General features: G+C 47.7%; 17 protein-coding genes. 12 read left to right on the top strand and 5 right to left on the bottom strand.

Annotation, left to right across the window (positions count from 1 at the left end; genetic code table 11):
• Positions 1–48 precede the first annotated feature (48 nt).
• Both MHH63_RS22410 and MHH63_RS22405 read right to left on the bottom strand, forming a co-directional pair.
• Complete coding sequence (locus MHH63_RS22410) at positions 49–2,331, bottom strand: TPM domain-containing protein (RefSeq protein WP_341172126.1); 2,283 nt, start codon at positions 2,329–2,331, stop codon at positions 49–51.
• A gap of 175 nt (positions 2,332–2,506) precedes the next feature.
• Positions 2,507–2,650 (bottom strand): hypothetical protein, encoded by a 144-nt coding sequence (locus MHH63_RS22405; RefSeq protein WP_167348483.1) that lies wholly within the window; start codon positions 2,648–2,650, stop codon positions 2,507–2,509.
• Between the two features lie 305 nt (positions 2,651–2,955).
• Here MHH63_RS22405 and MHH63_RS22400 point away from each other — a divergent pair, with 305 nt between their 5' ends.
• Complete coding sequence (locus MHH63_RS22400; protein ID WP_341172125.1) at positions 2,956–6,078, top strand: EAL domain-containing protein; 3,123 nt, start codon at positions 2,956–2,958, stop codon at positions 6,076–6,078.
• Between the two features lie 119 nt (positions 6,079–6,197).
• Here the strand turns inward: MHH63_RS22400 and MHH63_RS22395 are convergent, their stop codons facing one another.
• On the bottom strand, positions 6,198–7,292 hold the full coding sequence (locus MHH63_RS22395) for a GGDEF domain-containing protein (protein ID WP_076124680.1): 1,095 nt from the start codon (positions 7,290–7,292) through the stop codon (positions 6,198–6,200).
• A 234-nt stretch (positions 7,293–7,526) separates the two neighbouring features.
• On the opposite strand from MHH63_RS22395, the gene MHH63_RS22390 reads away from it, so the two are divergent.
• Entirely contained in the window at positions 7,527–9,041 is a 1,515-nt protein-coding gene (locus tag MHH63_RS22390) for a methyl-accepting chemotaxis protein (protein WP_341172124.1), read from the top strand.
• Positions 9,042–9,115: 74 nt separating this feature from the next.
• On the opposite strand, the gene MHH63_RS22385 is transcribed toward MHH63_RS22390, so the two are convergent.
• On the bottom strand, positions 9,116–9,631 hold the full coding sequence (locus MHH63_RS22385; protein ID WP_280753391.1) for a nucleotidyltransferase family protein: 516 nt from the start codon (positions 9,629–9,631) through the stop codon (positions 9,116–9,118).
• A 261-nt stretch (positions 9,632–9,892) separates the two neighbouring features.
• On the opposite strand from MHH63_RS22385, the gene MHH63_RS22380 reads away from it, so the two are divergent.
• The 3 genes from MHH63_RS22380 to MHH63_RS22370 all read left to right on the top strand — a co-directional run bounded on the left by MHH63_RS22380 (position 9,893) and on the right by MHH63_RS22370 (position 13,605).
• Positions 9,893–11,497, top strand: coding sequence for a sensor histidine kinase (locus tag MHH63_RS22380; protein ID WP_280513476.1), 1,605 nt, complete (start codon positions 9,893–9,895; stop codon positions 11,495–11,497).
• On the top strand, positions 11,494–12,222 hold the full coding sequence (locus tag MHH63_RS22375; RefSeq protein WP_076101193.1) for a LytR/AlgR family response regulator transcription factor: 729 nt from the start codon (positions 11,494–11,496) through the stop codon (positions 12,220–12,222). Before MHH63_RS22380 ends, MHH63_RS22375 begins: the two co-directional genes overlap by 4 nt.
• Before the next feature lie 138 nt (positions 12,223–12,360).
• Positions 12,361–13,605, top strand: a complete 1,245-nt coding sequence (locus tag MHH63_RS22370; protein WP_076185694.1) for an L-lactate MFS transporter — start codon at positions 12,361–12,363, stop codon at positions 13,603–13,605.
• 612 nt (positions 13,606–14,217) lie between these two features.
• On the opposite strand, the gene MHH63_RS22365 is transcribed toward MHH63_RS22370, so the two are convergent.
• Positions 14,218–15,129, bottom strand: a complete 912-nt coding sequence (locus MHH63_RS22365) for a helix-turn-helix transcriptional regulator (protein ID WP_076124676.1) — start codon at positions 15,127–15,129, stop codon at positions 14,218–14,220.
• 190 nt (positions 15,130–15,319) lie between these two features.
• Between MHH63_RS22365 and MHH63_RS22360 the strand changes: the two genes are divergently transcribed.
• The 7 genes from MHH63_RS22360 (at position 15,320) to iolD (ending at position 24,520) form a co-directional block, all read left to right on the top strand.
• Positions 15,320–16,435 (top strand): glycoside hydrolase family 88/105 protein, encoded by a 1,116-nt coding sequence (locus MHH63_RS22360; protein ID WP_341172123.1) that lies wholly within the window; start codon positions 15,320–15,322, stop codon positions 16,433–16,435.
• Between the two features lie 127 nt (positions 16,436–16,562).
• Positions 16,563–17,609, top strand: coding sequence for an inositol 2-dehydrogenase (gene iolG, locus MHH63_RS22355; RefSeq protein ID WP_076275972.1), 1,047 nt, complete (start codon positions 16,563–16,565; stop codon positions 17,607–17,609).
• Between the two features lie 42 nt (positions 17,610–17,651).
• Positions 17,652–18,482 carry a 5-deoxy-glucuronate isomerase gene (gene iolB, locus MHH63_RS22350; RefSeq protein ID WP_076185620.1) on the top strand — a complete coding sequence of 277 codons (831 nt, stop codon included), beginning with the start codon at positions 17,652–17,654 and terminating at the stop codon, positions 18,480–18,482.
• A gap of 181 nt (positions 18,483–18,663) precedes the next feature.
• On the top strand, positions 18,664–19,674 hold the full coding sequence (locus MHH63_RS22345) for a LacI family DNA-binding transcriptional regulator (RefSeq protein ID WP_076185622.1): 1,011 nt from the start codon (positions 18,664–18,666) through the stop codon (positions 19,672–19,674).
• Positions 19,675–19,937: 263 nt separating this feature from the next.
• Positions 19,938–20,948, top strand: coding sequence for a 5-dehydro-2-deoxygluconokinase (gene iolC / locus MHH63_RS22340; RefSeq protein ID WP_076306531.1), 1,011 nt, complete (start codon positions 19,938–19,940; stop codon positions 20,946–20,948).
• A gap of 120 nt (positions 20,949–21,068) precedes the next feature.
• Positions 21,069–22,529 (top strand): CoA-acylating methylmalonate-semialdehyde dehydrogenase, encoded by a 1,461-nt coding sequence (locus MHH63_RS22335; RefSeq protein ID WP_339189239.1) that lies wholly within the window; start codon positions 21,069–21,071, stop codon positions 22,527–22,529.
• Positions 22,530–22,555: 26 nt separating this feature from the next.
• Positions 22,556–24,520, top strand: coding sequence for a 3D-(3,5/4)-trihydroxycyclohexane-1,2-dione acylhydrolase (decyclizing) (gene iolD / locus MHH63_RS22330; protein ID WP_341172122.1), 1,965 nt, complete (start codon positions 22,556–22,558; stop codon positions 24,518–24,520).
• Positions 24,521–24,559: the final 39 nt, after the last annotated feature.

The following is a 24,559-nucleotide window of genomic DNA, read 5'->3' as shown; positions in this document are numbered from 1 at the left end:
AAGCGAAAGAGTCTTTTTGTATATCCATTTGCATCTAATGGTGAGGAATTACCACTTAGAGCCACCCGATGAATTTCCACCGGATTTGCCGCCGCCACCGCCCCAAGAAGAGCCGCCGGAGGATTTGCCGCCACTGCCGCCACCACCCCAGGAAGAGCCGCCGGAGGAACGTCCCCCACCGAATCCGCCTGAAGAAGGAGGACCAGAGGACATCCGTTTACGGGCTTGCGCACGCCGCTGTTGCTCTCTCATCATGGCTAGCTGGGCAAGCCGTTCTTCCTCTTCTTTTTGGCGAATGATTCGGTTCGCTTCATTCACAAAGGAAGTGATCTGAGCGTCATAAGCGCGGCCAATCGATTCCAGTTCCTCCAGGTTGTAAGGCCGGGATGACAACCGTTGCTCCAACTGGCTATATTCCGGCAGTAAGGATAACTCAAAGCGGATTCTGGAAGACAAGCCTCTGCTGTGCAGCATTCGCTGGGTCGTCTCTACCCGACTTTGTCCTTCGGAGAAGAGACGTTGTACTTTATCCAGTCTTTCATTTAATGCATTTAGACTTTCAGAGACGCCGTCATATTGCCGGCCAGCTTCATCCTGCAAGGACAGCAAGCGCTCCAGCGCATCGTGGGCCTTGTCATATTCGCCCCGTTCATCACTGGTCCAGTTCTCAATTTGCGCCACTTCACCTGCGCCTTCCCGAAGACGTGTGCTCCACTCCGTCAGAATGTTCTCTACGCTAACTATATGCTGTTCTTCGAAATGTACACGTGCTTCTGTAATTCGGGCCTGCAGCTCGTCTCGCCGCTGCTTCAAGTGGCTCCATGTGGTGCGGAATGTCTCTAGATCTCTGCGGTTATTCTGCCGCAGCAGTGCTTGCTGCTCTGTCATAGCAACAGCTTCATCCAGAAGCAGATCTAGACTGGCGCCGATTCTGCGCACCTCATCCATATCTCCTATACGCAGCGGCGCTTCAAGTGTCAACGATTCTACGCGGGCCTGCTCTAGGTGGTCAAATGGCTTAACCTTCATATTGTGCAGTGAATTCTGTTCAATGATCCCGGTGATTTTGGCACGTGCCGCAGCTAATACCGTAGGAAATTTGTTTAGCTTATCATCATAGAGATCAACATCCTTCAGATCCTGTTCGATTTTTTCCTGACGTTCCTGTGCATCCTCGGTAACCTCTTGTGCAGCAATGGGATCAAAAAGCTCCAATTGGTCTGCCTTAGCAGTTTCCTCCGCAAGCTCCTTAAGTTCCTCTACAATTTCTTGAAGCTCATATCCGGTTTCTTTAACTGCACCTTGCAGCTGTTCTTCAAGCTCTGGCGTATCCTCTTTCAGCTCTGTAATACGCTGTTTGACATTGCGGTCAGCTTCGCTAATGACAGCTATGTGTTTCTCTTCCTCTTCAAGCGCTGTGCGGAAGGCAGCTTCGGTCTGCTGCAATTGTTTCACGGCTGTCTTGAGGGCAGCCAAACGATAAAATGCTGGCTGAACGCCTTGACCTTCGCTTTGTAGTGCGGAGATTTCAACGAGCTTGGCGGACAGCCGCTTGGAAATACCTTCGACTAGCTCTCCCGTCTTCCCTTGAACGATCCCTTGAAAAGGGTTTAGCGATTCCAGTGCCCGATTTGCCTGGACCATTAAATTAGATAACTGTTTCTGTTGCTCGCTAAGCTGCTTGCGTCGACGCAGACCTGTAACCATTACAAAGAGTAGAAGGAGGATTAGAAGGGCTCCGATAAGAATCGCTGCAATCATAAACATGGAGCTGCTGGAGCGGTTTACATCATTCCCGACCCCGGCTGCGCTCCCGCTTCCTGCGGTTCCTCCAGTATTGCCGGCACGATCTCCGATGGAATGGATGGCATTAATCAAAGCCTTTGTCCCGCCAGCGAAGTCCCCTTTTTGGGCATAAGGAATGAAATAGGTGTCGAGCAGTTTTTGGATGGCTGAACTTCCCGAGGACCCTCCCTGATTCTTAGACCAAGTATTTAACGAGCTTTGAAAGCCTGGATTTAAGAAATTTAGCTCAATGGACTGGTCACCAGCGGAGATCAGCAGTAGAAGATCCCGCGTGGACAGTTTCCACGAGTCGTAAACCTTGTCTGCATACTTATCAGCTGGAGTACCGTCTGTGGAATCTACAGTGAGTACATGGATGGTCATGAGTTCTCCAGTAGCGGTAGCAGAAATAGACGCGGCTTCTGCGGAACTGAACATTTCAGCGTTATCGGTAACGAATCCCTGCTGTGCAGGAATTCCAGCGGCGTATGCACCAGGTACCCATAACAGGCTGAGCATTAAGAATAAAGCTATATACTTTTTCAAGCTGACACGCTCCGATCTGAAGGACTTTTTATTCAATATATTATGCTGATAATTATACTATATCATTAACCATCAGGTGACCTGGAGATACTCCAATTATTATATAGTTATGTCTGCATACCAACAAAAAAAGCCATGCCCCCAAATAAGGGAACACGGCGTATACTCGGAAGCATTATCTTGTCGGCAGACAGAGAATGTATTGCAATCTGGATTTAATTTCTTTTTGCCATTTCAAATCTCCAACTTTAACGGCAAGATTGAGCAGATCCAGATAATCGTCAACCTGTAATGTTGTTCGGGTAGAGGTAACGTTCATGGGTGATCAGTCTCCTTTTAACTTAAATATAGTAAATTGAAATTATTAACGCTTATAATAATGATAATCATTATCATCGTTTATCGTTATTGCTATTATCCACATTTTCTATGTAAAAAGCAATATAAAAATCAAGACTTCGTAACTTTTATCATTTACAAATAAAAGAGTCCATCGAAAGATGGGGATTTGCGTATAATATGTGGTTTTAGGAAAGAATTAGCAGGAATCTTACCATATTTTGTCGAATACTTTTTAGAATAATGCTTTAAATTCTAAATTTTAGCAAAAAGGGGAATTGGGCAATGAAGCGGTGCACAATGTTGCTTCTGATTATTTTTCTGCTTTTGCTCGTACCTCCTACAGCCGCTCACGCCGAAAGAGAGGATATAAGGTACCAAGTAGAACTGGAATATCCACCTTATAAATATGTAGAAAATGGGTATTTGACCGGGTTTGATATTAATTTGAGCACGATGATTTTTGAGAAGCAGGATTACCTTATTCACTACAGTACTGGGCAATGGGATGAAGTATACAGTCGGCTGATTCAAGGAGATATTGAGATAGCAGGTCTTATGGCAATTACGGAGTCGCGTAACCAAGAGGTGTTATTTTCAGATCCAGTTATTAAGAATTATATTTCCATCTATGCAAGGCGAGAGCTTGAGGATGAGATCGATTTAAAGACGTTGGGAAGTTATAAGATTGGGTTAGGGAATGGGCAGTATTCTGCAACCGTGCTGAACAGCAAGGTGGGGATTACAAATTACATAGAATATGCAACGACTCCTGAAGCTTTGAAGGCTTTAGAAAATGGGGAAATCGACCTTCTATTTGAGAATCAGGAAGTGATTGATTATCTGATTGCAGAGCAGAAATTGAAGGGGAGTATTATCAAAAAAATGAGCAATCTCTACCCTAGGGATGTCGCTTTTGCAATAAGTAAATCCTCTCCGGAGCTAGTGACTTATGTTAACGAGAGATTGGATCGCCTGCATCGTTCAGGTGCTTTTGAAGAGCTGTATCAGCACTATTTCTTCGTTCATTCGGATTATTATAAAGTTATGATGCGCAATAGATTTATTGTGGGAGCCATTATTCTGCTCGGCCTTCTGATCATTAGTGCGGTTTTGCTAAAAATGTATATTAATCACTTACGGCGGGCGGTTTATTCGGAACAGCAATTTTTTGAGGATGTAATAGAGCATAGCGGTATGGTAGTTTGGGCTGTGCAGGCGGATAAAAAGGTAGTTCGGTTTAACAATTACGCTGAGCGAATGACGGGCCTATGCGAGAATGAAGTAGTGGGCAAAAACATTGAGGATATAGAGGGGCTGACAGGCAGTACGGCGGCTATTCGGAATCTGCTGGAAAGGGCCGTACAGCTTGACTATGTTGATAATATCGAGCATAAACTTCCTTACAATTCGCCAGCAGCGCGGTATTTTTCATTTCGGACCACCTTGTTGAAAGGATTGGATAAGCAGGCAGCTGATATTTTTGTGCTTGTAGGAGTGGATATCGATGAGCGCAAACAAAATGAGCTAAGGCTTCAGCAAAGTTATGAGGAACTGGAAGCTACTTACGAAGAGCTGTCAGCGACAGAGGTCGAGCTACAGGAGCAATTTGCTAAGCTGCAAGTAGGTGAACGACGGTTCAGTCTCGCGACAGAGGGGTCTGGTGCATACATGTGGGAGCTTGATTGGGAGACAGGACTGTATAATCTATCGGATCGCTGGTACAAGCTCATGGGCTATACGGAGGATGAAATCAATTCTTTCGAAAATGGGGTGCTTAGTATTATTCATCCCGATGACCAGCCATCATCCCAAAAGGCAAGACATGATCATCTGGCAGGTTTAACACCTATCTACGAGACGGAATACCGCATGCGGACAAAAGATAATCAGTTCGTCTGGTTTGAGGTAAGTGGTAAAGCTATCGTTGATCCAAAGAATGAAGTTGTGTTATTTATCGGTTCGCTGATTGATATTAGTAAGCGGAAGCAGGTAGAGCTAAAGCTGAGCAACAGTTATCAGGAGCTTGAGGCAACCTATGAACAGCTTACAGCCACACAGCAGGAGCTTGTAGAGCAATACGATATGCTGGTGGAGAATCAAAAACACATGCATCGTCTAGCTTATGTGGATGAGCTTAGTAATCTACCCAACCGTGTATGTCTACTGGAATCTATGGAGAAATATCTGCAATGTTCAGGAGGCAAGGCGGCGCTGTTGTTCGTAGATACCGATAATTTTAAATACATCAATGATACCTTAGGGCATAAATCCGGTGATGTTCTTATTCAGAAGGCTAGCAAAAGGCTGCAGTCGGTGGTGCGGGAAGGAGATATGCTCTCTCGGCTCGGCGGGGATGAATTCGTGATTTTTATTAAGGATATAGAAAACCACGAGGATGTGCTAGACCTGGCGGAGCGTATCATGAGAGCGTTCAGGCAGTCCTTTTTAATCGGAGAGAGTTATTTGTACGTTTCCGTAAGCATCGGAATTTCCTTTTATCCGGAAGATGGGGAGACCACCGAGCAAATCTTAAAAAATGCGGATGTCGCTATGTACCGGGCAAAAGAGGATGGTAAGGGGACTTATGTGGTATATGACAAATCTATGCATACTGCGTTTAATGAACGGATGAATATAGAGAAACATTTGCGCAGTGCCATGAATAATAATGAGTTTGAGTTATATTATCAACCGCAGGTGGATATCCAGTCTGGATTAATCTCTGGTTTTGAGGCTTTAATTCGCTGGAATAGTCCAACGCTGGGCGTTGTATCTCCACTTTCCTTTATCAAAATCGCCGAGGATTCCAGGCTGATTATTTATATTGGAGAATGGGTGCTTAGGGAATCGTGCATCTTTATGAAGGGCATTCAAGATCGTATGGGCATTCCTTACAAGATATCAGTTAACATTTCCATTATTCAACTATTGCAGGATGATTTCGTCGAGATGGTGCAGGAAAGTCTGGCTGAAAGTGGGCTAAAGCCTAGTTGTCTTGAACTGGAAATCACCGAGTCTATTTTTATGGAATCGTTTGAGAGTATCGTGAATAAGCTTCAATTCCTCAAATCCCAAGGCATTCGTATTGCGCTGGATGATTTCGGAACGGGATACTCATCTCTTAGTTATTTGCAGCAATTGCCGATTTCTACGCTTAAAATGGATAAAACCTTTATCGATTCGCTTTCGGAAAAAGCTTACAGCCAGTCTTTTGTGCAGACCATTATACAGCTGGGCCACAATATGGGGCTGGAGGTCGTTGCGGAGGGAGTGGAAGAGATCAGCCAGCTGGATTTCCTCAGAAAATCGGGCTGCGATAAGGTACAGGGATATCTGGTTAGCAGACCTGTTCCGAAGCAGGAAGTGGTGGAGCTTTTGGAACCGCAGAAGCGTTACGGAATATAGCAGTGGATACACAGCCCTCATCACAAGGTGGGGGTTTTTGGTATGAAATGCTTCTGAAATTAAGGCTTTGCAAAAGAAAACAAGCTCCGACAGATAAACAGTGTCTGTGGAGCTTGTCACTAGCTGATGACAATTTTGTTCTTCCCGGTGTTTTTAGCTTCGTAAAGTGCATCATCAGCCTGCTGAAAAGTAGAATTTTTGGAGTCTGCACCTGTGTAATCATGCATCCCGATACTGACGGTTATGCTTTTCCCTTCCATTTCGGCAAAAGGGGTATCGGCGACTTTGGCTAGAATTTGTTGCATGATTTCATAGGATTGTTCAAAGGTTTTGGTTGTCAGAATGACAATGAATTCCTCGCCCCCGTACCGCGCGGCGAAATCATCAGGACCGATATACTCGAGCAGGATCGCTGCGACTTTTTGTAATACGATATCTCCAACAGAGTGTCCATAGCAATCATTTACTTTTTTGAAATTATCGATATCCATAACGGCAAGCTGCATGGAGAATGGATTACTCTGCTGATGCTCGATTAGCCAACCCAAATATTCGTGAAAAGTCTTGTGATTATACAGATCAGTCAGGGGATCTATCTTAGATAGACGATCCATGATTATATTCTGAATGCGTAATTCCTGTTCTGACTTGACGGAGTTCTGCAGGGATTGCATCAAATCACGTCCACGAACGATTACTGCAAAACCTGCCAAAGCAGTGCCTGCAAAAATAAGAGCGATAATGATTGTTTGGGTGATTGGGAAGTACTCGTGAATGGATGTCTTGGTGAATAAAATGATCGTGTACAGTAGAGAAATAGCAGAAGTGGCTATCATATAACTGCTCTTCAGATAGATCATCGAGACTAGTAGCGGGAACAGCATAATTAATGATTTAACATGCAACTCATCGCTGAGATTGACGATAATCAAAACCGCAAATAGATGGCTTGCAACCGTAATGGCGAGTTGGGCCCACAGAGGCCTCCATCTATAGATTACTTCTAGAATAATGATCAAACTCACTATGATGGAATCAGAAATCAACGAGTGCTCAATATAATCGTTCCTGGTTGGGGTTTCCGGACGCTGGCTCCATAAGGATAGAGAAACAATGAACTGAATACTTAAATACACAATCAGGATGATCCAGAATGAATTGAGAAGCACACGATTCCAATAGGTCTGACGAGGAGTTTGAGGTGTGGCGCGCATAATGTGATCCTCTTTTCCAGTGGCAATATGCTTATATATTCGACAATAAGCTCAGGTTTCCTCTTGATGGCTTTCTTGGAAGCGGGAGTTAAACAAGCATCTTTATGAGGGGAGATTGCCTGGCCCGGGGAATGATTGATCGAAAAGGAATACTATAGAAAGTATTTCCTTTAATTAACTCTGCTGATATAATGTTAGAATACATAACATCAATCGAGTGGAGTGGAAGTAAAGATGCAGATCCGTCGAAACCAGATTTTCGTAGTCGTCCTGTTGCTTCTTGTCAGTGTGTACAGCTTATTGATTGACATGCTCTGGATTCATAAGCTGGTGATTATTCTGCTTATGGGTTCTCTAGGATGGTTCTCGCTGAATACATCCCGCTACGGTTATCGCAAAGAAGCGCTGCTGAAGGAGTCACAGAACAAAGTGGAGCTTCTTGGCAATGAGATTGTAGTTACCTCGGATCGGCTGCATGGTGCGCTTGAAGAAATCAGCCGCCATACAGAGCAGCTGCAGCAGACAGCAGATTATTCACACGCGTATGAAACGGATTTAAGGATTCGCAGCAACGAAGCTAAAGCCAATATTGAAGGGGCCTATCAGACGATGGGCGGTGTAGCCTCAGTTACAGCACATATCGAAGAATTGACGGAAAAACTAGGCTCGAATATGCAATATGCTCGGCAAGGAATGACAGCAATGGTAGATTCCCTGAGCATTGCAGATGTGGTGATGAAGGATCTGCAAACACAGAGTGGGGACATGTTAGCTAAGTTTACTACCCTGAGTAATCATATTGCGATGGTAGAGGAGATCAATACATTGATTAACTCCATAGTGAATGAGACCTCGTTGCTCGCGCTGAATGCTTCTATTGAAGCGGCCCGGGCCGGTGAACAGGGCCGCGGATTTGCAGTAGTGGCCAGCCGGATTCGGCAGCTGGCTGATCAAAGCAAGAGCTCGGTAGACCGCTCCTCAGGCATCTTGCTTGACATTAATAATGGAGTACAGCAGGTGCTGGAATCCGTTACGAAAGAGCAAGTCTCAGTGGAGCGTGGGGTGAACGAGGTCGGCACGGTTAAGCTTCGACTCGATGATATCGCGTCGAGAGTAGATGAAGTAGGCAGCGCCGTGACGGAAACAATCGATGCTGCCGCGAAGCAGGGCAAGCTGATTGTAGAAGTGACAACGGAGCTGAGCGGTGCGGTGGCTATCGTGAATGAGACGATTGCCAATGTAGACCTTACGCTGGAGCAGGTGACACGGCAGCGGAACCAAATTGGGCAGCTGAACGAAGTCAGCGCCAATCTGTTAGCGGAGTCGCAATCCTTGCAGCAATCGGTTACTAGCATTGCGGGCAGAGCGGAAATTGAGATGAGCCAATATGCAGCCCGGCTTCAGGAAATGCAGAGTCTCTTGGAGACGATTTCCGCCAAGGAAGAACTTTACGCTCCAGATACTGAAGTTCATCAAGGTATTTTGAACGCTTACATTAAGAAAATTCCAGATGTACAAGCCATTTGGTCCAATCGGACGGATGGAACCTTTATCTACTCCGAGCCAGCGGCTGGCCTGTTGAATGCTAAGCGACGTGATTGGTGGAATGGGGCCATGAATGAAGGTGAATATGTCTCTAAACCTTATGTATCCGCGATTACGAAACGTTCTTGTATTACATTATCTAGAGCAATCCGGAATCGTCAGGGAGATGTAGTAGGCGTGGTTGGTATTGATTTAGCGGTGTGATAAAGCAACAGCAGCAAGCCCTTCTGTAGCAGAGGCTTGCTGTTTTTTTATTCCGATGCTAACACAACTTATCTTTAGGTAGCGCTGACCTGCAATTGCTTCCACGTTGCCTGCCAGTTTTTTTGTGCAATTCGTTTTTCATAAATAGGTAGTAAGTTCGGATTATTGTTGAAATGAGGGGTAGCCCGTAACACTACATTAATAACATCTGCAATCCCATGCGGAGCGGTTAGGATAACCTTACCGTATTCATCTAAGGAAAGCCCAAGCGCTGTAGCTGTTTCCGGAAACTTGGAGATGGCATCTACAGATGACGTATAGGGCGCAAGGTTGTTAATGGTATGCATTCTTGCTTCATTCTTAACGGACCATGGCACATGGGGATCTAAATTTCTTAGTTTTGCCTCCCATTGCTTTTCCACTTCCTCATGTAGATTGCTGCCGTCATAATAAATAACATCAATATCTGGCAAAGGGGTCCGCTCTTCAAAGCCATGTAAGGTATCCCAGATTTTTGAACGTACAAACCCAGCACAAACCCACCAGTCAGGTAACTGTAGCAATCTGGCATTTTCTAAAATATCCATCATCCAGGGATCATTATGTACAAGCTGAATGATATCTGCCTCGTGTTCTATCTTGCGCAAACTGCCACCTCCAAATATTCATGCTTCCAATCTGTTAATATCATACAACAAGAGTTTCAATAGAGGTATAAAGGGACAGGCTGAATGGACAGAGGCATGAACTATCTTTATAATGAATCGACATCGAGACCTTTGGAGGCGGTGACCGTGCAATATACGTTTACTATATTACTGCAATTGTTGGAAAGAGCTGCGTTATTGCTGATGTGTCTGTTTGTATTGACTCGTCTGCCGCGGTTTAAAGAGGTTTTTCAAAAAGGGAGTTACGCTCCGCAAGAGCTTGCTATTGCGACGATGATCTTCAGCTTATTTGCCATTTTCGGCACTTATAGCGGGATTAATGTGGAAGGTTCGCTTGTGAATGTGCGAATTATCGCCATCGTATCTGGCGGGATTTTGTTCGGACCATGGGTTGGACTTATAACAGGCATCATCTCAGGGGTTCACCGTTTTCTGATTGATATCGGAGGGGTAACCTCTCTTCCTTGTCTGATTACGAGTATCACCGCAGGCATAGTGTCTGGGATAATCTATCGCCGCACCTCTGGTGAACGTCGCTGGATAGCAGGGATTTTGGCGGGAATGGCCTGTGAGGCACTGACGATGCTGCTCATTCTAGCGATGGCTCAGCCGATGTCGCTGGGTGTGGATATCGTGTCCAAGATCGCTTTTCCGATGATTATGAGCCAGATTAGTGTCGGCCTGATTGTTGTGCTAGTGCAGAGCGTGGAAGGTGAGAAGGAACGGATCGCGGCTAAGCAGTCCAAGCTGGCGCTTGATATTGCCAATAAGACCTTGCCGTATTTTCGCAATATTAATCAGGAGTCGCTGCACACCATCTGCCAGATCATCAAAGAGGATATCGGTGCAGACGCTGTAGCGATTACGGATACTCGGTTTATTCGTGCCTATGTTGGCGTGGGTGAGGAGGATTATGAGACAACTAACGATATTATCAGTGAGGAAACTAAAGTAACGTTGTCCAGTGGTGAAATTACCATCCGTAACGATGATAGTGATTACGTGAATCCGCAGATCAAGTCGCTGATCATTATTCCTTTGAAGGAAAAGGGTGAGGTGACGGGAGCGCTCAAAATCTATTACACCAAAGCCCACAAGATTACCTATTCGCTTCAAGCTATGGCCGTGGGTCTGTCACAAATGATCTCTACCTTGATGGAAGTGTCGCGGGTGGAAGGCATTAAGGAAATGGCGAACAAAGCGGAGCTGAAGGCACTGCAGACCAGCATTAACCCGCATTTTTTGTTCAATGCACTGAATGCGATTGCGTCCTCGATTCGAATTAATCCGGATAAGGCACGCGAGCTGATTGTGAATCTGTCCGGTTATATGAGATACAATCTGGAGCTTACCGATGAATTCATTGATATCAAACGAGAGCTACAGCAGGTCCAGCAATACGTAGAGATCGAAAAGGCGCGTTTTGGAAGCCGGCTTAACGTGCTTTATGATATTGATGAGGTTCAGGTTCGGATTCCGAGTTTGATCATTCAGCCGCTTGTAGAAAATGCGATTATACATGGCATACTGAAGGTAAGAGGGACAGGAACAGTAACGATTTCTGTAAAAGACCACGGGGATACCGTACGGGTGGGCATTCGCGATACCGGAGCTGGCATCAGCGAGGAAACGATAGAGAAGGTCTATACTGGCGATATGCCGGAGAATAAAATCGGGCTGTTTAATGTACACCAACGGGTAAAGCTGATCTATGGGACTGGACTTACCATTCAGAGATTGGATAAAGGGACGAACATCTTTTTTGATGTTAAAAAGGAGGACCAATGAGAGCGATCATTGTAGAGGATGAAGAGCTGGCAAGACAGGAGCTGGCTTATTTAATAGAGACGCACAGCGGGATCGATATAACGGCACAGTTTGAAGATGGGCTGGACGCGCTTAAATTTTTGCAGAGTGATACGGTAGATGTGATTTTTCTGGATATTAATATTCCTTCCATCGATGGGGTGCTGTTGGCACAGAATATCAGTAGATTCTCGGTAAAACCCTACATAGTGTTCATCACTGCGTATAAGGAGCATGCCGCTGAGGCGTTTGAGATTGAAGCTTTTGACTATATTCTTAAGCCTTATAGCGAGGTACGCATCAAAGCCATGCTGCACAAGCTGGAAAATGCGTTTGCCAGCCGTGGACGACAGGGGGAAGAAGAGCGTAATCCGGTCAGTGACAAGGTTAATCTGTGGAAAAATGAAAAGATTATCGTAGTGAATGCCGACGATATTTATTACGCCTCCGCGCAGGAAAAAAGTACAAGTGTGATGACTAAAGGTGAGGAATACAGCATGGCACTTAGTATTAGCGATTTCTTTCAGCGGCTGCCGCAGGATCGTTTTTTTCGCTGCCATCGTTCCTATATTGTTAACCTGTCCAAGATCAAGGAAATCATCCCGTGGTTCAACAACACGTATTTGCTGCGCCTGCATGATTTAGATTTTGAAGTGCCGGTAAGTCGTAGTAAGGTAAAAGAATTCAGGCAGATTATGCGCTTATAAATGCAATTCATTCTTCATTTCCGTCATCTCATGCCGGATTTCTCTCAACATTGGCTGGTTTAGCTACAATAAAGAGGCGATAGAAGCTCTTGTAGCAGACAACGAGAGAGAAAGAAGGAAAAGACCATGACTACGACAATGGACAGCAAAAGCACCAAACGGTGGCTAATCGTATTAGGTACAGTAATTATGCAAATGGGCCTAGGTACCATCTATACATGGAGTTTATTTAATGCGCATCTGGTAACAAAATTTGGTTGGGAGCTTAACTCTGTTTCGATTACTTTTTCTATAACGAGCTTTGCACTCGCTTTCGCGACCTTGTTCGCAGGGAAGCTGCAGGATCGTTTCGGGCTTCGCCGTTTGACTGCTACTGCTGGGATTGTGCTCGGACTAGGATTGATTCTTAGCTCCCAAGCCAATTCACTCTTCATGTTCTATTTATTGGTTGGGGTGATCGTTGGTTTTGCGGATGGGACAGCTTATATCACTTCATTATCTAATTTAATTAAATGGTTTCCGAATAATAAAGGTTTAATCTCCGGCGTGTCCGTTGGTGCTTATGGAACGGGGAGTTTGATCTTTAAATATATTAACGGCGGGTTGATTGACTCAGTGGGTGTGTCTAATACATTTATGTATTGGGGTTTGATTGTTATGGGCATGATTGTAATCGGTTCCTTGCTCGTAAGAGAAGCCCCGGTTCAAGCAGCCCCAGCACCAGCGGGTTCAACGACAGCTACAGTAATGAGTTCACCGAAAGACTATACGGTCAAAGAAATGCTGCGGACAAAAGAAGCTTATCTGCTATTTATCATCTTTTTCACCGCTTGTATGTGTGGTCTGTATTTGATCGGTATTGTAAAAGATATCGGCGTGCAGCTGGCTGGACTTGATGTACAGACAGCAGCTAGTGCGGTGGCTATGATTGCGATCTTTAATACAGCGGGACGTTTAATTCTGGGTGCTTTATCTGACAAAATGAGTCGCTTGAAGCTGGTAGGCGCATCGCTTGCTGTAACTGCGGCAGCTATGCTGACCCTCAGCTACGCGACCCTGAATTTCGGACTTTTCTTCACTTGTGTAGCAGCCATTGCGTTCTGCTTTGGCGGGAATATCACGGTGTTCCCCGCCATTGTCAGCGACTTCTTCGGACTGAAAAATCACAGTAAGAACTACGGAATCGTTTACCAAGGTTTTGGTATTGGTGCCCTTTCCGGTTCGTTTATCGCCGTCTTCCTAGGCGGATTTAAACCAACCTTTGTTATCTTTGGCCTCTTGTGCCTGCTGGCCTGCATCATCGCGGTTTCCCTGAAACCGCCAGTGGCGAAGTCGAAAGAGAAAAAAGCGCTGCGTCTCAAAGCAACGGAACGTACGGCTTAAGATGTAATTGAAGCTAGAACCAGGCAGTGATTCTCCCGTTAGTGGAGAATCGCTGCCTGGTTTTTTTGATTTGTGGTGGCTTGCTGAGCTGTGACTTGTTTGGGCGGATTATCTTCAATTGGGAGAAGGAGTTTTGCTGGGATCTGAGAAGTAACTGCATTCTGTGCAACTATTCCGTATGAAATAGTGAATCTTCGGATTTTAGTTGTATTCTGTACAACTAAAAACTCGAGATGTAGCTTATAGGCGAAAAAACCAAGGAAATAGTTGCACCAAATACAGCTATATCTAATGGTGGCGTGATGCGTGAAAAAATAGTTGTATGAAATACAGTTAAATGTGATTACCCTTGCCCCAGCCCCAGCCCCAGCCCCAGCACCAGCACCAACATCAGTACCTACATCAGCACCTACATCACTACGAGCACCTATACCAGTACCTGCATCTATACCAACATGTGTGTGCCTGCACCATCGCTTTTGCTATCCCTTTCCCTTCGTCTCTCTTTTGCGTCTAAACATTGCCTCTGTTACTGCTCAATATAGTTACTTAGAGGGTAGATAGATTTGTCGGACGTACAGCGGATTTTTTGTAACTAGGTAAGCAAGTACATCAATAGGAAAATGTGGTCGAAGCAGTGTTGGATATGACCTGATTCTTGCGGAACTCGGATGGGGACATCCCGCTAAGTTTATTGAATATGCGGTTGAACTGGGAGAAGCTGTTGAATCCGCATTGCCCGGCGATCTCGGAAATCTTCAGGCGGGTGTAGATCAGCAATTGCTGGGCATTACGGACCCGGGTCATCTGAATATATTCTGTCAGCGTGGAGCCGGTAATTAACTTAAATTGGTGTGATAAGTAATAGGAGCTGATAAAGAACTCTTTAGCGAGGAAATCAAGGGACAACTCGCTGTTGTAATGGCTATGGATGTATGCGGTGATCGAGTAGATTTTTTGCATAATGGCATTTCCGATCTCCTCTGGGACATAGCTGTTCTGGTCTCTACGCTGGTATAAAGCACAGAGGAACTGTTGGAAAAGGCTGTGAATCAGTACTGGATTTAACGGTGAAGTGCTGTGTGATAAGGTGAAGATAGCGTTAAGAGGATCAAATACGGCTTTGCGCAACTCTTTTGGCAAACGGTAGATCGGTATTTCTTCCCAAAATGAGAGAAACATACTTTTGTAAGCGTTCTCTAAACCGGGTATATCCTTGGGCATGGCGAAGTTTATGATCAGCCGCTTAAACGGCGGCCCTTCCGGATATTGTGTCTTATGCAACCGATAAGGACGCAGAAGCACGATGTCATACTGCTGGAGGGCGCAGACATTACCATCGATAATATGAGTGGCTCGGGAATCCATTAAGATATGAATCTCGTAAAAATCATGAAAATGCTGAAACTCCATATTGATATCATGAGAACGCTGGTCATAATCAAAATAATAAAAAAGGGGGTCAACGGGCGTGTTGATACGTACGCTATACCCTTGTTCGTACAGTAAGTCGCTTTCAAGCAAATGCTCTCACCGCCTTATTCTGTAATATGCACTTATTATAGGTTCAGAAAAGCAAGATTTGCAATATATGAGGGTTATTACAGCAAATATAAAGTAGTTTTTGTATGGAATGGTTTGATATATTACGGGTGAATGGAACTACCCAACATGAGGGAAGACCCAAAATAGCAGGCGAAGGGGCGGGAAACAGATGAACAACAGCCGGATTAGTAAAGTTGAGATCATTGAAAAGCTGAACCGCGTGACGGATAAGCTGCTGAAGCTGGAGCGGCCGGAAAACGAAGCCGAACTGCAAAATTTAGGGGAGAATGCGGGACGACGGGGGTATTTTGCTCGTGATTTTGGCATGGAGGAATGGGATTGGCCGCAGGGAGTGGGGCTTTACGGACTTCAAAAGCTTGAGCAGCATTTCAAGGATGAGCGTTATCAAGAATATGCCAAGCTTTGGATGAGCAAGCAACTGGGCAAGGGACTGCCGAGCCGGAATATCAATACAACAGCGCCGTTGCTGTCATTAATGGAACTGAAGGAAGCGGAGGAATTAAGCCTGGAATGGGTGCAGTGGTTGATGCATGGCCTGCCGCGGACGGAGGAGTCTGGTTATCAGCATGTCACAACAGGAGCGAGCAAGGATGAAGTTACGCTCAATGATAATGAAATCTGGATTGATACGTTATTTATGGCTATTTTGTTCACGGCAAAAATGGGTGTGAAATACGATAATTCCGCATGGCGGCAAGCGTCGCTTTACCAACTGTTGCTGCATATCAAATACCTTTATGATAAGAAGAAGGGGCTTTTTTTTCATGGCTGGCATTTTGGCGGCCGGCATAATTTCAGTGAAGCCTTCTGGTGCCGGGGCAATAGCTGGTTTACACTCGGTCTGCCTGAATACCTGGAGTTGATGGGGCCGTATCTGGACAGTGGAGTGTTTGAATATCTTCAACAGATCCTGAACGCACAGGCAACAGCTTTATTAGCCTGCCAGAGCGGAGGCGGATTATGGCATACGCTGCTAGACGACTCTAGCAGTTATACTGAAACGTCAGGCTCAGCAGCTATCGCAGCGGGTATTTTGCATAGCGTACGCAGGGGGTTGTTGCCGGAATCGTATGCAAATCATGCCCTGAAAGCGATCCGGGCGGTGCTGGACAGAATTGACGATGAAGGCACGGTGCTTGGTGTATCCGGCGGCACTCCGATTGGTGCTGCAAAAGAAGATTATAAGGAAATCATTATTGCCCCTATGGCCTACGGACAGGCCATGGTTTTAGTCGCACTAGGTGAAGCGTTACATTACTGTTGAGGAGGAGTAGATAGCTAAGGAGAGAGTTAAAAAAGCTGGAGAAATATTTGCTTGTAACTTCACTTGTGCTTGGAGTATACTATTTTCGGGATGGTTAAGCGCTTACCTCGAGGGAGGATAAGCAAACATGGTAAATCCGATCGTAGTTGGCATTATTGGGGCAGGCAGAATTGGTCGGCTTCATGCAGATAATCTGCGTGTGATGCCGTCGTTTAAGTTGAAATCCATTGCGGAGGCTGTGGTAAGTGAGGAATTGCTGGTCTGGGCAGAGAGCCGGAATCTTGGCTCTGCATTTGTGAATGGGCAAGACATTCTTAATGACCCTGAGATCGAGGCTGTGTTTATCTGCACACCTACGGATACCCACGCCTCTTGGATTGAGCTAGCAGCCCGGGCTGGAAAACATATTTTCTGTGAAAAGCCGATCAGCCTGTCGTCAGAGTTTACCCACCAGGCACTGAAGATAGTGGAGGATGAGGGTGTATTGCTACAGGTCGGCTTCAACCGGCGAATGGACCCTAGCTTCCGCAAACTTAAGCAACTGGTTCAATCAGGAGAGCTAGGCAGTCCACATATTGTGAAGATTACATCACGTGATCCGCAGCCTCCGGGTGAGGCTTATGTGCGGTCTTCCGGCGGGATGTTTATGGATATGACGATTCACGATTTTGATATGGCCCGTTATCTGATGGGTGAGGAAGTAACAGAAGTTTATACCCGAGGTGCCAATCTCGTTGATCCGATGTTTGGGCGCTGCGATGATGTGGATACAGCTGTCATCACGCTGACCTTTGCCAGTGGCGCAATCTGCGTCATTGATAACAGCCGTAAGGCTGTATATGGTTATGATCAACGCGTGGAGGTGTTCGGTTCCTGCGGCTCAGCCACCGCCGACAACTGCCGTCCAACAACTGTAGAGGTTTCAACCGCTGCTTCGGTCACACGCGATCAGCCGCTTCATTTCTTTCTCGAGCGGTATAACCAGGCTTTCGTAGAAGAGGTTGCCGCGTTTGCCCGGGCACTCCGCCTGCAGGAGCCTATCATTTGCAGCGGGCTTGACGGGCAACAGGCGGAACGGATTGCCGAAGCCGCTAAGGAATCCTATCTTACCGGGCTTCCGGTCAAGTTGTCTTCTTGTGCCGGAGAGGGAATATCGGCAACACAAGCTTTGTAAGCGGATGCAGATGCTGAAGGAAGATGGGGGAGGTCTGTGAAGATGTCCAATCTAATCATAAAAGCCGGAGCACCCGGCAAAGATGGACTTGTAGCGGCAGTTAGCAAGGAGAGCGCTGGATGGGAGTATGTAGGTTTTGAAGTGTACCAGCTGCAGGTTGGGGATACGCTGAGCCGCAGCGCGGAAGGGAATGAAATCTGTCTGGTGCTGCTGGCGGGCAAGGCGGATGTGAGAGCAGGCGCCCAGTTGTTCGCCGGGATCGGTGAACGTATGTCTGTATTTGAGGATTTGCCGCCGTATGCGGTGTATATTCCGGCGGGAGGGCATTATGAAGTTACGGCCTTGACGGAGCTGGAACTTGCGGTTTGCCTTGCACCAGGAACGGGCAAATATGCGCCGCGTTTGATCGCTCCGTGCGATACTGTGGCCGAAGCCCGCGGTTGTGGCAGTATGTCACGGCGAGTGGTCAACATTTTGCCTGAGCAGAGTGAAGCCGAGAGCCTGCTGGTCGTGGAAGTACGTACGGGTGGCGGCAATTGGTCCAGCTATCCTCCGCACAAGCATGACTGTGACAATCTACCTGCTGAGTCTTACCTGGAAGAGACATACTACCACCGGGTTAACCCGGCTCATGGTTTTGTAGTGCAGCGGGTGTATAATGACGATCGCAGCCTTGATGAGACGATGGCCGTGTCTGACCGCAGTATTGTATTGGTTCCGGAGGGCTATCATCCTGTATCGGCACCGCCGGGTTATGATTCTTATTATCTCAATGTGATGGCAGGTCCGGTCCGCACATGGGTTTTTCATAATGATCCGGAACATGAATGGCTGTTCGAGATGCAGCAACACCAGAAGGATAAGAAGAAATAGTGTAGCAGCACGCACGAAAAGGGGGCTTCCGCAAGGCGGAGGCTCCTTCTTTGTGTCGATGTATTGACCAAATGATCGCCACAGTAACAGAGTCTCTTGCACCGCTGAATAGACACTGTCAGAAGAGTTCCTTATAATCTAGGTATAGGATTGTACGAACGTAAAGGCGGGCTCACTAACGATGAAACCTACGATATATGATGTGGCACGGGAAGCGGGAGTCTCCATCGCTACGGTGTCCAAGGTGTTGAACAAGAACGGGAGAATTAGCGATAAGACACGGGAGAAGGTTCATCGGATCATGGAGGAGCTGAATTACCAGCCGAGTCTGGTGGCCTCTGCGCTGACGAGTCGTCGAACGGGAACAATCGGGCTGATGATTCCCGATATTTCCAACCCTTTTTTTGCTGAGGCGGCCCGAGGTATTGAGGATTATGCTCAGGAGCAGGGAAGCGACTTGATTGTATGCAGTACTGACCGGGATGATGAGAAGGCGGCCCGGTATATCTCACTGCTCCTGCGTAAACGGGTGGACGGTATAATCATTGCTTCTCATACAGGGAATCCAGATATGGTCCGCCGCCTGCTGGCTGATCACGTACCGCTTGTGTTATTTTCGGCTGATATCCGGATGATGGAGAGCAACAGCGTCACGGTGGATGACTATAAGGGAGGATATCAGGCGACAGAATATCTGTTGTCCTTGGGCCATCGCAGGCTCGGCATTATCTCTGACAATTTACCGGGGAGTAAGCTGCGCGTGGAAGGCTTTATGGATGCGCTCAAGGCAGCAGGTGTTGGTTTTGACAATCCGGCTAATCTCACGCATACCTCAGCCACACTGGAGAACGGCCGCAAAGCGGCTGCCGCGATGCTGGCTCAGGCGCAGGAAGACCGGCCGACCGCCATATTCGCCTGTAACGATCTGCTCGCGATTGGGATATTGAAGGAGGCGCGCAGCGCAGGCTTGTCAATTCCCCGTGATCTGTCCGTAGTGGGTTTTGACAATACAATGCTGGCTGAAATTTGCCATCCCACCTTGACCAGCATTGCTCAGCCTCTGCGTGAGATGACGGAACAGGCTATGATTCTGCTGAACGAATCTATCGACAATCCCGATAGTCCTAAGCGCAAGATCATGCTGATGCCGGAACTGATAGTCCGCCATTCCACCGGACCGGCACCGCATTAGGAAGACACAAACTCTACAAACGGAGTAAGAACGCCGACTCCTATCTGGAGACCTGTACCTCGCTTAGCGGCGAGGAACAGGTCTTTTCTTTGTTTTTTTCTGATACATGGGTTCAGATCCCAACTTCGTTTAAGTTCAGGATTGCCAAACTCCAATTTCTAAACTATACTAATGGAAATTAGGTTAAGCGCTTAACCCATCCCCCGATGATTGTTGTATCTCATTAATCCATTTTACTGAAGTTTTCTCAAGGAGGCCTCATAATGAACGGTTTACAGTTCGATCCTGCACGACCGCTGGATTTAATCGCTGTCGGTCGGCTCTGTATTGACTTGAACGCTAATGAAACCGGAAGACCAATGGAAGAGACACTGACCTTTACCAAATATGTCGGCGGCTCTCCCGCCAATATCGTAATTGGAGCAGCGCGGCTAGGGATGCGCACTGGCTTTATCGGTAAGATTTCCGATGATCAGATGGGCCGTTTTATCCGAACTTATCTGCAAAGGAATGGCATTGACGATAGCCAGGTGAGTGTTGACCAGACTGGTGCAGTGACTGGGCTTGCTTTTACTGAAATAAAGAGTCCTCAGGAGTGCAGCATTCTGATGTACCGGGATCATGTGGCTGATTTGCTGCTGAGTACGGAGGAGATCTCGGAAGAGTATATTCGGAAGTCCAAGGCACTGCTGATCTCAGGTACTGCACTGGCACAAAGTCCGTCCCGTGAGGCTGTGTTTGTCGCTTTGGAGTTCGCCCGCAAGCACAATGTCACTGTATTTTTTGATCTGGATTATCGCCCCTATACTTGGAAGTCAGCCGCAGAAACAGCGGTCTATTATAATCTGGCAGCTGAGAAATGCGATTGTATCATTGGTACCCGTGAGGAATTTAATATGATGGAGAGCCTGTACAATGTGACAGATGCAGATGACGAAGCAACAGTTAACCGCTGGTTCTCGCACCAAGCAAAGCTGGTCGTTATCAAGCGTGGCGGGAGTGGTTCAATCTCCTACACGGCGGATGGGCAGAAGCATCGGAGTGGTATTTTTCCCGCTAAAGTATTGAAGACATTTGGAGCCGGAGATTCTTACGCCTCAGCCTTCATTCACAGTCTAATGCGGGGAGAAAGCGTCGGTGAGGCCATGCGCCGCGGCAGCGCGTCGGCATCCATTGTCATCTCCCGCCACAGCTGTTCGGATGCCATGCCAACCTTGGATGAATTGGAAGCGTTTTTATTGTCTAACGAGGAAATCACTTCAGGTGCAGAGTAAGTAGGCAGAGGTTGGAGAGGACACAACTCAAACAACCCCAGATCGAATAGCTATGCAAGATTAGATTAGATTAGATTAGATTCGCGGGATCGCATTAATAGAGATGAAGGAGTGAGTAGAATGGCACAGCAAACCGTGCAAGTGCTGAACAACTATATTGACGGGCAGTGGGTTGAGGCGGCTGCGGAGAAGACAGAAACGGTATACAATCCAGCGTCTGGTGAGGAGATGGCAAGGGTTCCGCTGTCCAGCAGAGTCGATGTTGATCGGGCAGTGGCGGCGGCAAAGGCGGCTTTTGCAGGCTGGTCCAAGACACCGGTGCCGCGCAGAGCGCGGATCTTGTTCAAATATCAGCAGCTGCTGGTGGACCATTGGGATGAACTGGCGAAGACGATCACGCTGGAGAATGGAAAAAGCTTCAAAGAGGCCTACGGAGAGGTGCAGCGCGGCATTGAGTGTGTGGAATTTGCGGCAGGTGCGCCGACGCTGATGATGGGCCGGCAGTTGCCCGACATCGCGACAGGCATCGAGTCTGGGATGTATCGCTATCCCATCGGTGTAGTCGGCGGGATCACACCGTTTAATTTTCCAATGATGGTGCCTTGCTGGATGTTCCCGTTGGCCATCGCCTGTGGGAATACCTTTGTGCTGAAGCCCTCCGAACGCACACCGCTGCTGGCAGCACGTTTGGTCGAATTGTTAGAGGAAGCCGGGCTTCCGAAAGGTGTGCTCAATCTGGTTAACGGTGCGCATGAGGTGGTAAACGGCCTGCTGGAGCATCCTGATGTGAAGGCGATTTCCTTCGTTGGCTCACAGCCGGTGGCCGAATATGTCTACAAGAAGGGAACGGCGTGTTTGAAGCGGGTTCAGGCATTGGCAGGGGCGAAAAATCATTCTATTGTGTTGGCAGACGCGAACCTTGAGGCTTCAGCAACACAGATTGTCAACGCAGCCTTCGGCTCGGCGGGAGAGCGCTGTATGGCTTGCTCCGTGGTAACGGTGCAGGAAGAGGTTGCTGATGAGCTGATCTCCATCCTCCTGCGTGAATGTGAGCAGATGAACATCGGCGATGGTTTGGACGACGACACGTTTCTTGGGCCGGTTATCCGCCAAAGTCATAAAGACAAAACGGTCGCTTATATTGAACAAGGCATGGCCGAGGGCGCTAAGTTGCTAAGAGACGGCCGGGCGGATGCTGCGGTGCAGGGACAGGGTTATTTTATCGGCCCAACGTTGTTTGATGGAGTGACCCGGGAAATGAAAATATGGCAGGAGGAAATTTTCGCGCCTGTCCTGGCAGTGATCCGTGTCAAGGATGTAGAAGAGGCGATTGAAATTGCCAATACCTCTCGTTTTGCCAACGGGGCTTGTATTTTTACGAATGACGGCGGGAAAGTGCGCTATTTCCGGGAAAATATCGAGTCAGGCATGTTGGGTGTCAATGTCGGAGTGCCAGCCCCGATGGCCTTTTTCCCTTTCTCCGGCTGGAAGGATTCCTTCTATGGCGATCTGCATGCGAATGGAAGCGACGGGGTTGAATTTTATACACGCAAAAAAGTCGTCACTGCCCGCTGGCAGTAACAAAAACGGCGAAAGGGAGGTTTCACGTGGATACGATTAGATTAACGACGGCGCAGGCGCTGGTGAAATTTCTGAACCAGCAATATGTGAACTTTGGCAATAGACCGGAGCGTTTTGTACACGGTATATTCACCGTTTTCGGCCATGGCAATGTACTTGGACTGGGGCAGGCACTTCAGGAAGCGCCGGGTGAGATGACGGTCTATCAGGGGAGGAATGAGCAAGGAATGGTGCATGCGGCGACTGCCTTTGCCAAGCAGAGCCGCAGACGGCGAATCATGGCCTGCACCGCTTCGGTAGGACCGGGTTCAGCTAATATGCTGACAGCCGCTGCCACTGCGACGGCGAATCAGATTCCCGTGCTGCTGCTCCCCGGCGATACCTTTGCCACCCGTCAACCGGATCCGGTACTTCAGCAAATGGAGCATACCTACAATCTGTCGATAACGGTCAACGATGCCTTCAAAGCGGTGAGCAAATATTGGGACCGGATTTATCGGCCAGAGCAGCTGATGACAGCATTGCTGAACGCGATGCGTGTGCTGACTGATCAGGCAGATACCGGGGCAGTCACGATTGCGCTGCCGCAGGATGTGCAAGGGGAGGCCTGGGACTATCCACTTGAGTTCTTCCGCAAGCGCATCCATCGGATCGTTTCCCGTACTCCGCATCCGGATGAGCTTGCTGCAGCAGCTGATCTTATTGCCAGCAAACAGCGACCTCTGCTGGTCTGTGGGGGTGGAGTCCGGTATGCGGATGCAGGAATGGAATTACGTGCGTTTGCGGAGAAGTTCGCCATCCCATTCGGTGAGACACAAGCCGGAAAAAGTGCCGTGGCAAGCGACTGTGCCTACAATCTCGGTGGCATAGGAGTTACCGGGAATGGCTGTGCTAATACGTTGGCCGCAGAAGCGGATCTGGTGATCGGTGTGGGTACCCGGTTTACGGACTTCACGACAGGTTCGAAGAGTTTGTTCGCCCATCCCGAGGTGGAGTTCCTGACAATTAACGCTTCCCTTTACCATGCCTCCAAGCTGGATGCACTGGCTGTGGTCTGTGATGCTGCCGAAGGTCTTAGAGCGCTGTCTGCTACGTTGGAGGAGCGCGGTTACCGCACCGCTTATACAGATGAAATTGTAGTGGCAAAAAAGGCATGGGAAGTGGAAAGAAAGCGTCTATCTGACGTGGAGTATACGGTGAATCAGGAGGCAGATCGTCCAGATCTTTCTTCAGTTTCCTTCATGCCGGAAGTTGCCGGACATCTTGACGAGAAGCTATCTGAATATGCGGCGAAGTTGAACACTTCGCTGGCGCAAACACAGGTACTCGGGATCCTCAATGAATATCTTCCGAAAGACGCCATTGTGATAGGAGCCGCAGGCAGCTTACCGGGCGACATGCAGCGGATGTGGAATTCCACTGTGCCGGATACTTACCATATGGAATATGGCTTTTCGTGTATGGGGTATGAAATCTCCGGTGCACTCGGTGTGAAATTGGCGGAGCCGGACCGGGAGGTATATGCATTGGTGGGCGATGGCAGCTATCAAATGCTGCATTCGGAACTAGTGACGAGCCTTCAGGAGAACAAGAAGATCAACGTCATTCTGCTGGATAACATGGGGTTCGGCTGCATCAACAACCTGCAGATGGAGCAAGGACTGGATAGCATGGCGACTGAATTCCGCTACCGGGGCCCGGAAGGTCAGCTGAGCGGCGAACTGATAGGCATAGATTATGCAGCAAGTGCCGCGGGATATGGAGTGAAGACCTTTCGTGCGTCAACGGTTGAGCAGCTGCGTGACGCTTTGAGGGAGGCTCAGCTGCAGGATCGTTCCACCCTAATTGACATTAAGGTGCTGCCCAAGACAATGACACATGGTTACGGAGCATGGTGGAATGTTGGTGTTCCAGAAGTATCCGGCAGTGAAGCCGTTCGGGCTGCCCACGAGCAGAAGCTTGAACAGCTTGGAAAGGCCCGCAGTTATTAGTATTAGTAATACTGTGAAACGGAAGGGGTAGAATCGATG

The organism is Paenibacillus sp. FSL H3-0310, from assembly GCF_038002785.1.
GTDB classification, from domain to species: Bacteria; Bacillota; Bacilli; order Paenibacillales; family Paenibacillaceae; genus Paenibacillus_AQ; species Paenibacillus_AQ odorifer.
The sequence above is the reverse complement of the archived record's forward strand: the minus strand, read 5'-3'. Positions and strand labels throughout refer to the sequence as shown.

Bases quoted from the DNA above. Each gene is read 5' to 3' on its own strand.
- MHH63_RS22375 (WP_076101193.1), top strand. From the start codon at position 11,494: ATGAGAGCGATCATTGTAGAGGATGAAGAGCTGGCAAGACAGGAGCTG.
- MHH63_RS22360 (WP_341172123.1), top strand. From the start codon at position 15,320: ATGAACAACAGCCGGATTAGTAAAGTTGAGATCATTGAAAAGCTGAAC.
- MHH63_RS22405 (WP_167348483.1), bottom strand. From the start codon at position 2,650: ATGAACGTTACCTCTACCCGAACAACATTACAGGTTGACGATTATCTG.
- MHH63_RS22335 (WP_339189239.1), top strand. From the start codon at position 21,069: ATGGCACAGCAAACCGTGCAAGTGCTGAACAACTATATTGACGGGCAG.
- MHH63_RS22390 (WP_341172124.1), top strand. From the start codon at position 7,527: ATGCAGATCCGTCGAAACCAGATTTTCGTAGTCGTCCTGTTGCTTCTT.
- MHH63_RS22370 (WP_076185694.1), top strand. From the start codon at position 12,361: ATGGACAGCAAAAGCACCAAACGGTGGCTAATCGTATTAGGTACAGTA.
- MHH63_RS22400 (WP_341172125.1), top strand. From the start codon at position 2,956: ATGAAGCGGTGCACAATGTTGCTTCTGATTATTTTTCTGCTTTTGCTC.
- MHH63_RS22395 (WP_076124680.1), bottom strand. From the start codon at position 7,292: ATGCGCGCCACACCTCAAACTCCTCGTCAGACCTATTGGAATCGTGTG.
- MHH63_RS22385 (WP_280753391.1), bottom strand. From the start codon at position 9,631: ATGATGGATATTTTAGAAAATGCCAGATTGCTACAGTTACCTGACTGG.
- iolB (WP_076185620.1), top strand. From the start codon at position 17,652: ATGTCCAATCTAATCATAAAAGCCGGAGCACCCGGCAAAGATGGACTT.
- MHH63_RS22380 (WP_280513476.1), top strand. From the start codon at position 9,893: ATGTGTCTGTTTGTATTGACTCGTCTGCCGCGGTTTAAAGAGGTTTTT.
- iolC (WP_076306531.1), top strand. From the start codon at position 19,938: ATGAACGGTTTACAGTTCGATCCTGCACGACCGCTGGATTTAATCGCT.
- iolG (WP_076275972.1), top strand. From the start codon at position 16,563: ATGGTAAATCCGATCGTAGTTGGCATTATTGGGGCAGGCAGAATTGGT.
- MHH63_RS22345 (WP_076185622.1), top strand. From the start codon at position 18,664: ATGAAACCTACGATATATGATGTGGCACGGGAAGCGGGAGTCTCCATC.